General features: G+C 43.9%; 12 protein-coding genes. 1 reads left to right on the top strand and 11 read right to left on the bottom strand.

The features are described from left to right. Window positions 1-152 precede the first annotated feature (152 nt). The 7 genes from lacZ to AC58UX_RS02900 form a co-directional block, all read right to left on the bottom strand. Window positions 153-3,203, bottom strand: coding sequence for a beta-galactosidase, LacZ type (lacZ, locus tag AC58UX_RS02930; RefSeq protein ID WP_497249564.1), 3,051 nt, complete (start codon window positions 3,201-3,203; stop codon window positions 153-155). Window positions 3,204-3,254: 51 nt separating this feature from the next. Next, on the bottom strand, window positions 3,255-4,079 hold the full coding sequence (locus AC58UX_RS02925; protein ID WP_497249562.1) for a carbohydrate ABC transporter permease: 825 nt from the start codon (window positions 4,077-4,079) through the stop codon (window positions 3,255-3,257). Beyond that, window positions 4,076-4,942, bottom strand: coding sequence for a carbohydrate ABC transporter permease (locus AC58UX_RS02920; RefSeq protein WP_497249560.1), 867 nt, complete (start codon window positions 4,940-4,942; stop codon window positions 4,076-4,078). Before AC58UX_RS02920 ends, AC58UX_RS02925 begins: the two co-directional genes overlap by 4 nt. A gap of 123 nt (window positions 4,943-5,065) precedes the next feature. Then, a complete protein-coding gene (locus tag AC58UX_RS02915; RefSeq protein ID WP_497249558.1) occupies window positions 5,066-6,373 on the bottom strand; it encodes an ABC transporter substrate-binding protein in 1,308 nt (435 codons plus the stop codon). A gap of 184 nt (window positions 6,374-6,557) precedes the next feature. Next, complete coding sequence (locus AC58UX_RS02910; RefSeq protein ID WP_497249555.1) at window positions 6,558-8,336, bottom strand: sensor histidine kinase; 1,779 nt, start codon at window positions 8,334-8,336, stop codon at window positions 6,558-6,560. 21 nt (window positions 8,337-8,357) lie between these two features. Beyond that, complete coding sequence (locus AC58UX_RS02905) at window positions 8,358-9,902, bottom strand: response regulator (RefSeq protein ID WP_497249553.1); 1,545 nt, start codon at window positions 9,900-9,902, stop codon at window positions 8,358-8,360. A gap of 236 nt (window positions 9,903-10,138) precedes the next feature. After that, window positions 10,139-11,593 (bottom strand): HEAT repeat domain-containing protein, encoded by a 1,455-nt coding sequence (locus AC58UX_RS02900; protein WP_497249551.1) that lies wholly within the window; start codon window positions 11,591-11,593, stop codon window positions 10,139-10,141. A gap of 135 nt (window positions 11,594-11,728) precedes the next feature. Here AC58UX_RS02900 and AC58UX_RS02895 point away from each other — a divergent pair, with 135 nt between their 5' ends. Beyond that, on the top strand, window positions 11,729-12,610 hold the full coding sequence (locus AC58UX_RS02895) for a helix-turn-helix transcriptional regulator (protein ID WP_497249549.1): 882 nt from the start codon (window positions 11,729-11,731) through the stop codon (window positions 12,608-12,610). A gap of 39 nt (window positions 12,611-12,649) precedes the next feature. Here the strand turns inward: AC58UX_RS02895 and AC58UX_RS02890 are convergent, their stop codons facing one another. From AC58UX_RS02890 to AC58UX_RS02875, 4 genes are all read right to left on the bottom strand, one after another. After that, window positions 12,650-14,044, bottom strand: a complete 1,395-nt coding sequence (locus tag AC58UX_RS02890; protein ID WP_497249547.1) for a sialate O-acetylesterase — start codon at window positions 14,042-14,044, stop codon at window positions 12,650-12,652. A 41-nt stretch (window positions 14,045-14,085) separates the two neighbouring features. Then, entirely contained in the window at window positions 14,086-15,204 is a 1,119-nt protein-coding gene (locus AC58UX_RS02885) for a glycoside hydrolase family 88 protein (RefSeq protein ID WP_497249545.1), read from the bottom strand. A gap of 151 nt (window positions 15,205-15,355) precedes the next feature. Next, entirely contained in the window at window positions 15,356-15,904 is a 549-nt protein-coding gene (locus AC58UX_RS02880; RefSeq protein ID WP_497249543.1) for a helix-turn-helix domain-containing protein, read from the bottom strand. Beyond that, entirely contained in the window at window positions 15,904-16,098 is a 195-nt protein-coding gene (locus AC58UX_RS02875; RefSeq protein ID WP_497249541.1) for a hypothetical protein, read from the bottom strand. Before AC58UX_RS02875 ends, AC58UX_RS02880 begins: the two co-directional genes overlap by 1 nt. Window positions 16,099-16,134 lie beyond the last annotated feature (36 nt).

Genomic DNA, 16,134 nt, shown 5'->3' with positions numbered 1-16,134 from the left:
TCGAAAGTGAGAACATCACCAAATTGCCCGATCATGAACCATTCAGTCCTTCCGTGAATGTGCCATTTCTCCACCTATGTTTCATTTAACCGCACAAAAAAGAGGCTGCCCAATGGCAGCCCCTCTCACTTATATAATTTTTCCCGATACGCTTAAGAAGGTACGTTATGGCTTTTCAAGACGAACACAAACTGCATCTCTTGATCCGCTGGAATCTGATATTCTTCATGGACAGGTGCACCCCAACTATCATCCCCGCCAACACCCATTTGTTTGCCCGCAACGGTCACAACGGTATAATGAACTTCTGGCAGCTCATAGGCATGATCCGCATGCTCAAGTTCAAATGCCGTATACGGTGACAAGTTGCACTCTACAGGTGCTAGTGGATCTGACTGGATCGATAGACCGATACCAGACACATCCGTTACATTCACACGGCGGACGCCAGTACGGTTGCCCGATTCCTGTGGAACCAGATAAGGCGTTGGCAATTGATTCACCGGACGGCTAAATACACCCAATCGAGCACCGAAATTGCGGTCGATATAGTTTTCTTCAGGTCCCATCGCATACCATTCCGATTGGTTATAATCCGCAGACATTTTGAACGATACAGCGAGTATCGGCAAATTCGGCAGACCCGCGGCACCCTTGTACTGCGTATTCACGCGAATCGTTCCATCCGCTAACACCGTATACGCAATGCGAACGGAAACTTCAGCATGAATACTGAATTTGTAATCAAAAGTGACAGTTGCTGAACCCTTTTCTTGGCGAAGCTCCCACTTCACACATTTGCGAGCCAGACTTGCGGCATACCAAGCTCCGCCGGTAAAGCTCATTGCGGTTCCTTTGTCATTATCTGTCGTTGCCCGCCAAAATAAAGGAGCAGGCGGCGTAGCGATCATTTCACGACCCTCGTATTGTAGGGAAACGAGCGAACCTACCTGTTTCGAGAAAATAGCGATGAAGCCTTTCCCTGTCACGCTCATATTGACATCGCCTTCTACGACGACAACTTCGCCTGAAGGCTGCTCATTTTGACCGGTTGCCTCAATCACAAATGTTGTTTCACCAAACGTAGTCTCAAATCCAGCATCAGCCCACAGTGTAGCTTCTCTTAGAACTAAAGATGCCTGAATGCAGTACTCACCTGATGTCCCTTCAACATTCGGCAGCTCAATTGGCAGACTATATTCGCTCTGCGCTTCGACTTCGATATTCGCTTGCCCAGCGGCAATTTCCTTACCCTCATGGAATAGACGGTACACAAGCAACACTTCATCTGTATTCGCAAATAAATTCTCGTTCACGATGTTAATATGAGTTCGGGTTGGTTCCAGCTTGATATTTTGATACAGGAATTTAACTTCCTGCATTTTAGGCGTGATTTGACGATCAGCAAAGACGAGACCATTGCCGCAGAAGCTATAATCGGTTGGACGATCCTTGAAATCCCCGCCGTACGCTAAAAACTCACGGCCATTTCTGTCCTTTTTCATAATCGCCTGATCGATATAATCCCAAATAAAGCCGCCTTGATACATCGGATATTTGTTCTCAAGCTCTGTATATTTATGAAGTCCGCCAACTGAATTCCCCATCGCATGCATGTATTCGCAGCTCAGATACGGTTTATCTGGCTGACTATTGAGGTACGCTTCAATATCCGCTGGCTTCGCATACATGCGGCTTTCCATGTCGCTCGTAGCCCCATAATTGCGATCGTAGAAAACACCTTCGTAGTGAACAAGTCGCGTAGGATCCGTCTCGCGGAAATAGTTGGACACATTGAGAATAACTTGCCCCGCATACGACTCATTACCACAGGACCAAATGAGAATCGACGGATGATTCTTATCCCGCTCCACCATCGAAATCGCGCGATCCATGACGATGTCCTGCCACTGCATATCATTGCCTGGAATATTCCAGGAAGGCTCGACTGCGCCCATCTTTTGCCATGAGCCGTGCGTCTCTAAGTTCATCTCATCAATGACATAGACCCCGTACTCATCACATAGCTCATACCAAAGCGTCTGGTTAGGATAATGCGACGTACGAACTGAATTAATGTTACTGCGCTTCAACGTTTGAATATCCCACAACATATCCTGCTTCGTAATGGCACGTCCGCTGCGGCTGTTGAATTCATGTCGATTGACACCTTTGAAAACGATGCGTTTCCCATTGATGCACATCAGCTTGTCTTTCATTTCAAAACGACGGAACCCTGTCTTCTGGACGATGGCTTCAACTACACTCCCGCTCTCATCGTAAATCGAGATACATGCGTTGTATAAATACGGGCTTTCCGCACTCCAAGGCTGAACCGTACCTGCTGAAAGGTTGAAGATCAGGTTACCCTTGCTGAATTCACCCTCTTCGGAGAGAATAATACGCCCTTCAGCATCCTTTAATTCAAGCTTAGCGCGGATGGATTCCACATACTCTTTGCGAAGCTTGAGCTCAATCTCCAGCAAACCTTGCTCATAAGTGTCATCCAAATCTGCCTTCACGCGCATATCCCATACGTGCACTTTAGGTACGGTGTACAAATACACCTCGCGGAAAATACCCGACATCCGCCAGAAATCCTGGTCCTCCAACCAGCTCCCTGTGCTTCGCTGATAAACCTCAACCGCCAGTTTATTCTCACCTTCACGAATATGAGGCGTTAAGTCAAACTCGGCAGGCGTAAAGCTATCTTCGCTGTATCCGATAAATTCACCATTAAGCCAGACATAGAAGGCCGATTCTACGCCTTGAAACGAAATATAGACGGGCTTGCCAATCATATTTTGCGGTAATTCAAAATTTTTCACATAGCTGCCAACGGGATTATGCTCTTGCGAAATGTGAGGAGGACGAAGCGCCTCTACCCCATCCCACGGATACATCGTGTTGACATATTGCGGCTGGCCCCAGCCTTGAAGCTGGATATGACCAGGCACTTGGATATGCTCCCAGCTGCTGCAGTTGTAATCCAATTGATAAAAGGACTCCACACGACTCGTGGGGTTAACCGCATAGTTGAACTGCCAGCGACCGTTCAAGCTATGCCGCATAGCCATGGGTGCGGCTGCCTCTGCAGACGCCATTGAATCATAATACCGATGATCCGAATGGGCTTCCAGCCGGTTCACTTTGAAAACTTGCACATCTTGAAGCCAATCAAGGCTTGGTACCGAATGTTTCATAGAACTATGCCTCCCGAGAAATAAGACCCACGAAGGGGTCTTGTTTACATACTATTTTACAGAACCTACCATACCCGCGACAAATTGTTTTTGCATTAAGAAAAATACTAGCGCAGTCGGCAGCGTTGAAATGACAATCGCCGTCATGATGACCCCAAAATCCGGTGTATAACTAGAACCTAGATTAGAAATCAATAGAGGAATTGTTCGTTTTTCCGGAGTTTGCAAGACGATCAGCGGCCACAAGTAATTGTTCCAGCTCGACATAAAAGTAATGATGGCAGCGGCTGAATACGTTGTTTTCATCGTTGGCATATAAACACGGAAAAACAGGCCTAACTCGGTCAATCCATCGATACGCCCAGCCTCTAGCAGCTCCTTCGCAAACATTTTCGTGCTTTGACGGAAGAAGAAGATGAGAAAAGCTGTTGTAAATGTCGGAAGGACGACAGCGTTCATTGTGTTGATCCCGATCATTGGAACCGTACGGGATAGACTGGAAAACATTTGGTAAAGCGGAACCATCAATGCCGCGAACGGAATCATCATGGAGACAAGCAGTAAATTGAACACGATATCCTTCGCTTTGCTCCGATAGATTTCAAAAGCATAACCAGCCAGTGAAGCAACCAATAATGCCAAAATGGTTGTAGTCAATGAGATCTTCAAGGAATTCCAAAGCGCGGGAACGAGATTGATTGATTTGGTTAATTTGTCGAAGTTATCCATGAAATGCGATCCTGGTAACATTCTGCCCTGCGTAACGTCCACAGATAGATTCGTGGAGCTAATAACCATCCACAGGAAAGGAAAAATGGAAATAACAGCCACAGCAAACAGGAAGACATAGATGATTGTACGTCTTAACACTATCATTTCTTATCACCTGCCAATTTGATTTGAAGGACAGATAACACAATGATCATAGCTACAACTGAATAAGAAACCGTTGCCGCATAGCCAAAATCAGGTGTGTATTTAAACGAAAGATTGTAGATGTATTGCGATATGGAGAGGGTAGAATTACCTGGGCCACCCTTCGTAATATTCATAATCTCATCGAACAATTGTAAGGTTCCAATCGTCGAGGTAATGGATGTGAAGAGAACAATTGGCTTAAGCATTGGGAACGTAATAAAGAAAAACTGTTTGAACGCAGAGGCTCCGTCAATACGCGCAGCTTCATAAATGGAGTTATCAATGTTTTGCAAGGAGGATAGGAAAAAGATCATATTATATCCTGTCCAGCGCCATGTAATGGCAAGAATAATCGTAACTTTTGCCCAGAAGGGATCTGAAATCCATGCGATGGGCTGTGAAATCAAGTGAATCTTCATTAAAGCCATATTGATCAAACCATCGTTGCCAAACAAGTATTTGAAAACAACCGAGTAGGCAACCAGTGAGGTCACGCATGGCAAGAAAATTGCCGTACGGAAAAAACCTTTGAAACGAAGCTTGCTATCATTCAATAAGACAGAAATCATCATCGACAGCACGATCATAACCGGTACTTGGATAATCAAATAGATAAACGTATTTTTAACGGCCGTGATAAAGGTCTTATCACTAAAAAGCCGCTTATAGTTACTTAATCCATTGAAATGTAGATTAGCACCCGCGCCTGTTTTAAAGGAAAGCAGCAGTGCTTGAATCATTGGATAAAAGTAAAACAAACAAATCATCAATACAGCAATTGCGATAAACAGCCATCCCGTTAGCTTTGCACGGCTACGCATCGAGAAGTTCATTAGATTCAAATCCTTCCTATCATTTACGATGAAAAATCGAAACGCTGTCCCCTGCTTTGCATACTTCGCAATTCAGAGGTCAGCGTTCCATAGGTTAATGGGAAGAGAAACTTACTTAAGTTGGGACTCTGCTTGGGATTGAGCATCGCCGAATACTTTCGCAATGTCTTTACCCTTCAGGTAATTTTGCATCTCAACTTTGAGAATATCTTCAATCGCATACGTATGCAGACCATAGTTGACTTTAGGAATTTGAGCCGTCCATGTTGCGAAATCAGAAATCACCTTTTGACCTCCGAAGAAATCGTCGGCTTTCGTGTAAGCTTCACCTTGCGCAGCAGGTTTATAGGTACCAACAACCCCTACGTCTGTCACTAATTTTTGATACAAATTCACATCAGAACCGAGCGTTTTTGCTAGGAAATCAGCAGCTGTATCTTTACCTGCACTGTTCAATACATACCAGGAGCTGCCCCCAAGGTTAGATGCGTTGACAGAACTAGCTGTATTTTTCAATTTAGGGAAAGGAACAACAGCCCATTTTCCGGATTGATCCGCTTGTGATTTAATCGAAGGCGTAATCCAGTTCCCCGTCGGAACAGAAGCAACAGCGCCACTATTGAAGCCAGCTAGGAAGGAGTTCCAGTCCGAGTTAATTTTAACGATATTCGCATTCATAATTTCTTTGTACGTTTCGAAAGCTTCTTTCAATACCGCGTTGTCTTTCAGATCTGGCGTTGTGCCATCGCTTTTCAGATACCAAGAACCAGCGGATTGAATCATCATACGAACTAAGCCAAGATCATTCGGATCTTGTGTTAGCAAATCTTTACCTGTTTTTGCTTTAACCGCTTTACCGACTTCGATGAACTTCTGCCAGTCGATATTTTTCAAATCATCAACTTTATAGCCAGCTTGTTCCAAATAATCTTTACGCACATATAGACCTGTTACGCCAGAGTCAAATGGTACACCGTATTGTTTGCCGTTTAAGCTCGTTGGACCCAGCTTGTATTCAGCGAAATCAGAAGCCTTAATGGATGCGGACAAATCTGCAAATGAATCCGGATATGTTTTCAAAAAGCTTTGTGCACGGTAATCTTCAATCAATACAACATTCGGGAGACCTGACGTTGAACCGGAATTCAACCCTGTGTTCATCTTTTGAATAATGTCATCTTGCGCATATTCAATCACATTGATTTTCACATCAGGATGGTCTTTCGCATAGGCTTCTTTCGCTAGGTTCATGGCTGCGATATTAAAGTTCTTATCCCATGCCCAAACTGTAATCTCCTTACTAGTGCTTGGAGCGCCTCCGCTTGGAGTAGTAGTTGAGGACGAGTCTGGCGAGTTACTTGAACATGCTGTCAAAAGCATAAAACTTGCAAGTAAAACCGTAGAAATTTTCTTCTTCATATGATCCCCCTTGATGATTTGATAGTGTTGTAAGTGCTTACTTATAGATAATATCACTTGGGTAAAACGTCTTGTTAGAACGAAATTTGCTGAAATTAGCGTTTTTATTGTATCTGTAAATCCGTCCTCAACCACGCATTAGTAATATTTTTATATTTTGTATTTATTTTAGATTTCTATTCTGCTATTTGTATTGTTCGGTACTCCATGGAAGCTTAATGGCTACTTTCGTTCCTTGACCCAACGAGCTTGTAATCGTAACCCCGTACTCTTCTCCGTACAAAAGACGCAGTCGATCATGAACATTGCGAATACCAATCCCCGTAAACGACTGCTTCGCACTTGTGGGATTAGGTATTTCATCCGGTTTGTTCGACAGTTCCATGCCATCCCCATTATCAACGACTTCACAGAGCAGCGTCTCTCTCTCCTTCGTGACGATGACGTAAATATATCCAGCACCTTTGTTATTAAAAGCATGGAAAAAAGCATTCTCAATGAATGGCTGCAGCATCAGCTTTGGTATTTGCGCAGGCAAGCAGTCCGGTGAAACAAAGTAATCCACTTTAATCCCTTGGCCATAACGAATCTGATTAATGAACACATAATGCTTTAAATTCACCATCTCTTGCACAACGGGAATCGTTTCTTGAACATTGCTGATCGTATTCTGCAGGAGTGAAATGAGGGCATGAATCGTTTGCGTGGCGGTCTCTTGACTACCTCGTTGAACGAGAATGTTAACGGAAGCCAGCGTATTGTATAGAAAATGCGGATTAATCTGTTGCTGCAGCGCGGCTAACTCTGCCTTCCGCTGCTCCTTCTGCGTCTCAACCAACTGGGAGATATAGTCGTTCAGCTCGTCGAGCATAAAATTGAAAGAGCGGCTAAGCTCCCTTGTCTCATAGGTGCCGGTTTCTGCCATATAATTGTGAAAATTCTCTTTCGTCACCGTGGACATTTTCTTAACAAGCTTTCTTAACGAGAGCGTCAGTCTTCGCGTGATGACATACACGATGAGTACAGCCGCGACGACGATTCCAGCAACAAGGAAGAAAATCGCTTTTCGGTTGAGCATTTGACCTAGTGCAGCGTCCTTATCAATAACATTGACGATGTAGAAGTCGTACAAAGGCAAATCCTTAGCCACCACAATGACATCCTTGTGAGACATTTTCATTTCATCCTCGGCCAGACCAAGTTGCTGAATCCTTTTGGCACTATCCAAAAGTTCTTTCGAAGTAGTTCCAATCAGATCATCTCGATTGCTGGAAACAATCAGACCTTGTCGATCCAAGATCATCACATCATTTCCCTCACTTGTGAAGCTGCCATAAATCGATCTAAAATCACTTTCTTTCATGATGAGATATAGCGTCCCATACCACTCTTTATTGACAGGTTCAATCAGAGCCTTGGTGGCAACCAGGCCTTGATCTCCAGACCTCGGAGTTCCTTCGTTCAAAAAGCTGTACATCAGTCGTCCAGGCTGGTTCTGCGACTGTTGTGTTATCGGATTTCGCCCTAAATCCTCCGTGGTACCGGACCAGTAGGTACGATCACTCGTATAGCTTTTGCCATTGATACCCGAAATGATCATCCCAATGTTCTTGGCTCCAATACCCGACTGGATTCGCTTCATCTGTTCGCTCATGCCGAAGGTCACCCTGGAATTCGTTACAGAGTCGACATCTCCTGCGGTCAGAAAACTCTTAATCGCACCACTTTGTGCAGCGTTAATGGCAATATTAACATTTGTATAATGAATGGATTCCAAACCGCTTTTAATTTGTTCAATAATTTTCGAGTTCGTGATACTGAATGTCTTCACAAACAGCTTTTGCGACATTTGCACAGTAACCCAAGAAGTCGCAACCGTGACCGCGATCATGCTGAGCACCATCACCAAAAACAATTTACTAAATAAGCTTTGATCGGCGATCCTTCTAAGCCATGCCCCCATAGGTTTGCTGTCCCTTCGTTTTCATTTTTTGCGGTAGTGGCTAGGTGAAGTACCCATCAATTTACGAAACACTTTCGTGAAGTAACTATGATCGGAGTACCCCACAAGACTACTAATTTCTGAAATGGAAAGCTGCGCGCTGCCCCTTAATAACTCACATGCACGCTCGATTCGAATGCGGTTTAAATACTCATTAAAGCCTTCTTTATTATGAACGGTGAAATAATTGGATAGATACGAAGGGTTAAAATGAAACCGTTTGGCGACATCCGTCAAGGTTAGCGGCTCAGCAAAATGCTCATCCAGATACGTTAAAATCTTTTGTATACCTGGTGGGCTTGCTTTGTTACCTGTCACGCAGTCTGTCGCTTCCATCAGAAACTTGGCTAAAAGTGAACGCACTTCCCCAATATGTTTGGCTTCATGAATGGCGCGGAAATACTCATACTTCGCTTCATCCAGCGAGCTTGCCTCATAGTGGAAATGCAGCAAAGTGACAATGATATTGAATAAGCTATGCCCCAGAAAAGATTTAAACTCGAACATATCTGTATCCAGCCTGCCAGGCATGGAATCTACGTAACGGCTGAGACGTTCAAAGGCTAGCTGAAATTGTTGATGGTTCAGTTCAGCCGTAAACGCCTCCGAATCAAACGCTTCCTGGTTCACTTCCTCATCCTCCAGTTCATTTGCAAAGAACAGCTGTTGATCCGAAAGAAAGAAACGGTGATCCAATACTTTTAAAATATCATTCGAATAGACGTCATGAAGCTCTTCGATTTTCGCGAAATTCTTGCTGAGTGCGACATAGAAGGATAACCCACCTCTCACGCCAGCTTCCACCAATTGTTCAGCCAAATAGATGGCATCTGCTCTGCCAACATCCGCTGTATTCAGCAAAAACCGGATATGGCTATCTTGAAGTGAAAGACGGTGGATAACCACAGGGTGTTTAACATCCTGAACCAAACCTTTCAGAAAAGCTTCGATCCATTCCTCATTTCGTTTCATGACAGATGAGCTGTCCTTCATATCTGCAACGAATAGGACAAAGCATGGATATGGAAAATGGGTGCTAATTTCCGCAACGTCAACCTCCATAGCGTAGCCCGAAATCAGCTTGTCCAACACATAGTCGACCGACTGACCGTTGTCATTCGTAAACTCCATGTGCCTGAATGCGGGCATGTGCTGAACGGTCTTCTTTAATACAGCTAAAAGTGAATTCGCATCCAATTTAGGCTTTAGTAAATAATCCGCGACACCGTTCTGAAACGTTGAACGGACATACTCAAATTCACCGTAGCTGCTGAGCACCACGATTTCTATCTCTGGATATAAGCCTTTTACAACCCTGACTAATTCCTCCCCATTCATGACCGGCATCACAATATCCGTTAGGATCATGTTGGGTTGAAATTGTTTAACCATGTCTAGCGCATCTTTCCCGTTCGAAGCCTCGCCGACAATGTGAAAGCCTTCACTTTCCCAATCAAGCAAATGTCTGATGCCTTGACGCACCAGCATTTCATCATCCACAATTAATACCTTGCAATATGTCTCCATGACTTACTCCTTTATGGCATAAACCTAGCTTTCCACTATTTGGTTGAACGATGTATGGATCTCTGTCACATTAATGAAAAAAGATTGAACACTGGAGATTCCAGGTCCAACCTTTATTGATGGTACATCTCATTATGGCAAAATACAAATAAATCGCAAATTATAATTGGTTTTCGCCTATAACACTCGTATGGATTAATAATAGATGGTTCATGAAGGGAAATTAGAAGAATCCCTTAGAAAACACTAGCTTTGTGTGTATCTGGACACCATCTTGCCGAACGGAAATATTGAATTAATGTTTCCATTGCTTCTTCTGTACGAAGATTGCCCAAAACTTCGAAAGCGTAAGCCCGTACATATCGGTCTTTACTGGACAGTGCTTTCTTAAGCGCACTTAGCACGATAGCCGGGTCTCCCTCGCGACCAGCACGAAGCAGCGATAGGCACGCTGTATAGCCTATTTTATTACGAATATATCCTTGGTCATTTATAAAATATCCCGCTTTCTCTACTGCTTCCTCAGACTCACTCTGTAAAGAATTTACCAATGTTTCCGCCAAAGCCGGAACAATCAAATTCGCAGGTTGAACCTTAATACCCAGCGATTCAACCGCATTACGGCGTACCCACTCGCTGTTATCTTTCGTTGCTGTGATTAAGGCAGAAGCCACTTCAGCAGACGTATAGTTTAACATCCCTAGGACGAATGCTGCCAAACCTCTGCGCTTTTCATCAGGATGACCGAGCATTGTCAATAACCCTGGTACCGCAGCAACTCCAGAGCTTTGCAGACCATACGCAGCTCGAGTAGCTACCAAGTGCGTGCCGTCCTGCAAATGCTTCAACAACTCCACTGCCCCCTTAGAGCCCATAGTTCCAAGGGCGTAGGCAGCGTTCAAAGCACTAATTTCATCCTCTTGCAGCAATCGTCCAAGCTCTTGAATTTGTTGATCATGGGCATTCTCATCGCTGTTAGGAGCTTGCCCACGCAGCCAATTCCACACATCAAGCCACAAATCCTCGTGCTGCGCCGGAACATTTTCAGGTGATACAAAATTTGAATTGGAGTGATTCCACGTTGGTTGTTTCGGAGTGCTTAACCGAACAAATTGAAACTTAAGCATATAGCGATCGCGTTCAGAATGATTGATTGATGCTTTATGCCACAGGTCAAAGTGAACCAAAACCATCGTTCCTGCTTTCCCCGTAGGTAGAAGGTATTCTGCATCATCACCAAGAAATTTTTCATAATACTGCGATCCCGGCATGATTGTTGTTGGACCCATTTCTTCTGTAATATCTTGTGTATAGTAGAAGATCATCGCCCACCAAGGCCTGTGACTACGCATGGATGACCAGTAACCATCCTTATGCCATTTACCACCACCAGGAACTGGATTACCCGGCTGATTGTAATGACAATGACGATGAGGATGCATATAGTAATCTGTGCCAAGCACGCTGGTTAAAGCCCCCTTCACCACTGGGGTTTCAAAGAACTGACCAATCTCTGGAACACGCGGTAAAATATTGTTACCGGGATTCCCTTCCTCATGCAAGACTACATTGATTTTCTTCATAGTTTCTAGATGAAGCTCTGGTGATACCTCATTCTGAAGCACAACATAACCTCTCGTGATAAATTGCACCATTTGTTCATCAGTCAATAAATACTTAGCATCTAACATAAACATTCACTCCAGTTATATGATTTAAGGTACAATAAGAATATACCTTTTTCGATCACTTTCGTATTTAGAGATGAATCTTCATTTTGCACAATTGTCAGGTTTTCTCTAAAAAGAATAATTAGAAATTTCATATTGGAGGTTTACATCCTGTTGGACTTCTCACAGTTTCATCCTTATGTTTACTATGCAACTCAGTACCCATTTTCGAAAAGCCAAACCAGCTTACCTCGAATTTGTTATGCTAGCTCGTTATATTTAATTAGCGAGGGAAAAGGAATTCTTCATACCGAAGGACGCAGCCACGAAGCGTTACCCGGCTCACTATTCTATTTACCGGCGGGGCAACCGCACGAATGGATAGCGGATCATGAATCACCTATGGTGCATATTTGCTGTTATTTTGACTGGAATCTTACAGATAGAAAATCAATTTTTAAGTCTCCCAGTCCGATCTGCTATGATCCCTTGCAGTTGAAGTCATCGCTAATCGGTCCGAGCTTTCCTTACCCTATCCCCGAATATGTCAAGGTAGAGTCCGTTCGAGTTTGGATTGATTGGTTTAAAAGCTTCTATACGTCCGAAGAATTCACTTCAAAACGAACATTTGTTCGCAGTTTGCAGATCCAACGAAATTTTCAGAGCTTTATTGAATATTTTCTCACCTTCACACTTCAAGATATTATTCCCGACCCTCGGATCTATAAGACACTTGTAAAAATGGAACATGATCTCATGCAGGGGAGCCTACACTCACTCGAAGTTTACTACAATGAATTGCGAATTAGCAGGGGTTATTTCTTTGAGGTTTTCAAGAAAGCAACAGGATTTTCTCCTAATCAATACATACTTCATTTCCGACTTAACCGAGCTAAACAGGATTTGCAATCCTCTCAGTTAAGCATTACAGAAATCGCTGAGCGCCATCATTTTTCATCTGTTCATTATTTTTCTAGAATATTTCATAAAATAACGGGACAAACGCCTAGCGATTTCAGGGACTCATTCGACACATGAAAAAAAGCTTGGTATATATTTATACCAAGCTCAGATTGTTCAGTTCACAGGGAAATGATAAAAAGAAAGGGGTGGCATATACGTCAAGCTATCGAGCGGGAAATAAGTTGCCGGATTTCTTTCATAAGCACCATTTACATATACTTTTCCCTGAAGCAGCCGTCCAGGCTTTAATTGGATGGTGTTCTTACCGGATATATACCATTCAATTATGTCTACCTTTCCTTCTTCATCTTCCAACGTAAATACGGGATGACTCGGGCCTGTGTGGAGCAAATATCCACCTACATCATCGAACTTCAGTTCCACCATCGTCTCTCCCAAGGCATCGTTGTTCAATCGGGCATCGCTGATAACTGCGGCACGGTAATGAAGTTTTTTACCGTAAACCGTTGCTAACGCCGCTCTCGCCATACGTTCCCCGATTAACAAATTACCTGCAGGGCTATTATGAATTTCATCGGAAAGCGGACAATCGATTGCTGGAACAAGGCTCACATGAGGGATCGTTAGCGCAGCCATCCGCTGCTGTTCTCTCACCGTGCCCCAAGATCGATCTGCTTCATTCACGGCTTGAGATGCAGTATGCCGATTTAACTGAACGGTTATGAATGGGAGACTGGCGTCTTGCAAATCACGCCGCCACTCGCTGACCATGATGCCAAACCTATCCATGTAAGTACTACATTCTTCCGGATTACAATCGCTACAGCCCTGATACCAAAGCACGCCTTTAACAGATCCACCAACCGATTTCACAATGTTTAACATATTGCGATATAGTGTGCCCTCTTCTTGCGGATTCCACATCCGAAGAGGCGAGCCGCCTAAAGCGGTTTGTACGAGTCCTACCGGATAGCCCGTCTCCCGTTTGATCATACGTGCAAAAGCTAGAAAAGGAGAATGACCTGGGTTGGCACCCTCTCGGTTCTCGATATGTATCGTATTCGTTGATTCATTAAAGGGGTGAGACGCCAAATCCCATTTTCCGTTATTTCGTAACAGGTGAATACCCAACTCAGGAGGATCGTTAACCGGGCCTTTACCGTAACCTGCAGCATTACTCTGTCCAGCTATTACCCATAGATCCCCGACTCCGACATGATGGATCATATCTCCACGTATGGCCCATTCAAGCCCTGCTACACGTTCGATCTTCAGACACGTTTCGATACGGTACAAGCCACCTGCGGGCACATGATCTATCCGAACACTCCAGGCTTGTCCTTCGCCCATTGCAGCAGCTACCCATGCAACAACCATCTCAGCTGAGTCCTCTATGACAATTCGAGCGTACACTTGCGGTGACTTGGCCTCCTCGTTCGTGGACCAAACACCGGACATCTCTATTGAGGCCGCTCCATTCACTTGTTGAATAATCCCCCACGACTGCGGACCTTGCTTAATCATAACTCCAATCTGATCATTCCCCATTTAACACACCTCCACCTCTGATTTTACGATTGGTCATTTGACTACCAGTACCCTTTAATTCCTTTGCTTATACGAACGAGTGCCTCCAAATAAAAATAGTCTCCCCAGATCATAAAGTCGTCTACACAGCCATCTTTTTTACTTGCAACGTATGATCCATGCTTTAGAAGTCCCTCAGCAACCGGCAACGACATCGTTGAGTAATTCTCCACAAGGGAATGCATCGATTGATGGAACCCTTTCAGAAGCATCTCTCTTTCTGCATCCTCTTCAGGCAGCAGCTCTAACAATTCCAGAAGACCAGCGGCAACAATTGCTGAAGCTGAGCTGTCTCTTGGCGTTCCTTCCTCGATCGCAACATCGAAATCCCAGTACGCGACATGGTCTTCTGGTAAGTGCTCCAAGAAATAGATCGCGAGTCTCTTAGCTGTCTCCAAAAACACTAAATCTTTTGTGTAACGATAACACAAGGCAAAACCGTACACACCCCACGCTTGTCCTCGCGTCCAAGTCGATCCATCTTCATAGCCTTGATGTGTGCCACCGCGAAGGGCGTTACCTGTTTCTTGGTCGAAATAAAACGTATGGTACGAAGAAAAATCTCCTCTTACTAGAAAACGGCGACTTTTGAGCGCATGTTTATATGCGATATCATAGTAACTCTGCTCTCCTGTTTGCTCATAAGCCCAAAACAAGAGGGGCAAATTCATCAAGCAATCAATAATAATTCTGCCACCGTTAACAGGATCGCCTTCCTTGCCCCATGCTTGAATGGCTCCGTATGTAGGACGCCAACGGTCACGAAGCTTTTCAGCAGCCTTTAACGTGAGTTCACGAGCTTGCTCGCTGCAGGTAATCCGCCAATTAGCAGCAGATGATAACGTATATAAAAAGCCGAGATCATGATGATCAAGAGCAATATGCTGCTCTATCCTATTGCGGAAATTGTCATCGAAGGATTCAGCAGCCTGTTTGAACATTTCGTCGCCGCTATATTCATATGAAAGCCACATCATGCCAATGTAGAAGCCTTCGATCCAATCATCGTTTTCCCCCCAACGGTAACGTTGATTTTCAGTTATATGCGGGAGTAAGCCTGGGTATCGCTCGAAATTCTTTTTAATTTTAGACATGGCGTCTTCAATTGCTGTTTGCCACATAGTGTTTCACCTCTAGAATATAGGATTAATTTAGCCTTAGGTATAGTTAGAACAGCGTACTAAAAAATTATAAACAAAGTTAACCATAGTAGGTATGTACAGTGGTTAGACGATTGTATGGAATTTTTATCAATGGAATCGCTTGCATATATTAGATCGATAACTGCTCATTTGACATGCGATACTGAGTTGGAGTTACGCCAAAGCTTTTTTTGAATATTTTAGCAAAATAGTAATAGTCGTAATATCCCACATTCTCAGCGATGTCATTAATAGAGCGATTCGTCCCTCTCAAAAGCGTACACGCGCGCCCGATACGGATTTTGAGCAAGTAATTGGTAAAATTCTCCTTCATTTCCCTTTGGAATAGCTGACTCACATATTTGGGATGGAGATCGAACTGCTCAGCAATGGTCTGAATCGAAACATTCTCCTGAAAATGTTCGTCTACAAATTTAATAATTTTCTTAAACGTAACGCTGGTTGTTATCTCTGTAGTCACTGCTTCTTTCTGACGCAATCTAACAGGAATAAATAATTTAAGTTCGTTTAACATCTTTGTGAAGCTCTCAAATCTCTCACAGAGCTGTTCATATGTCTGCATGTAATCTTCTTCCACTGAACTCTCGTTTGTAATAGATAGAATCGCATAATAAATGTGAAGTGCGTCTTGAACCGTTAGTTGTGACGTATTCGCCATCAAGGTAAGTTCAACAAAGAGATTAAACCGTTCGTTAACTTGCTGGCTGATGTATACGTATCGATCTGGTTGCTATTCCCATGAATAAAAAATTGATAGGAAGCCTCCGCTGCTGTTTGAATCGCTGCATGAATTTGCCCAGGTTCAACAACCTGCACCCCTTGTCCGATTCCACTAATACCGGAGAACTCCATCGGCTGTACCCGAGAGAGGGCAGGCCTTTAGCGGAT

The sequence above is a fragment of the Paenibacillus sp. J22P90 genome, assembly GCF_059692195.1.
The sequence above is the reverse complement of the archived record's forward strand: the minus strand, read 5'-3'. Positions and strand labels throughout refer to the sequence as shown.

Bases quoted from the DNA above. Each gene is read 5' to 3' on its own strand.
- AC58UX_RS02910 (WP_497249555.1), bottom strand. From the start codon at position 8,336: ATGGGGGCATGGCTTAGAAGGATCGCCGATCAAAGCTTATTTAGTAAA.
- AC58UX_RS02925 (WP_497249562.1), bottom strand. From the start codon at position 4,079: ATGATAGTGTTAAGACGTACAATCATCTATGTCTTCCTGTTTGCTGTG.
- AC58UX_RS02885 (WP_497249545.1), bottom strand. From the start codon at position 15,204: ATGTGGCAAACAGCAATTGAAGACGCCATGTCTAAAATTAAAAAGAAT.
- AC58UX_RS02920 (WP_497249560.1), bottom strand. From the start codon at position 4,942: ATGCGTAGCCGTGCAAAGCTAACGGGATGGCTGTTTATCGCAATTGCT.
- AC58UX_RS02875 (WP_497249541.1), bottom strand. From the start codon at position 16,098: ATGGAGTTCTCCGGTATTAGTGGAATCGGACAAGGGGTGCAGGTTGTT.
- AC58UX_RS02880 (WP_497249543.1), bottom strand. From the start codon at position 15,904: ATGGCGAATACGTCACAACTAACGGTTCAAGACGCACTTCACATTTAT.
- AC58UX_RS02915 (WP_497249558.1), bottom strand. From the start codon at position 6,373: ATGAAGAAGAAAATTTCTACGGTTTTACTTGCAAGTTTTATGCTTTTG.
- AC58UX_RS02905 (WP_497249553.1), bottom strand. From the start codon at position 9,902: ATGGAGACATATTGCAAGGTATTAATTGTGGATGATGAAATGCTGGTG.
- AC58UX_RS02890 (WP_497249547.1), bottom strand. From the start codon at position 14,044: ATGGGGAATGATCAGATTGGAGTTATGATTAAGCAAGGTCCGCAGTCG.
- AC58UX_RS02900 (WP_497249551.1), bottom strand. From the start codon at position 11,593: ATGTTAGATGCTAAGTATTTATTGACTGATGAACAAATGGTGCAATTT.
- lacZ (WP_497249564.1), bottom strand. From the start codon at position 3,203: ATGAAACATTCGGTACCAAGCCTTGATTGGCTTCAAGATGTGCAAGTT.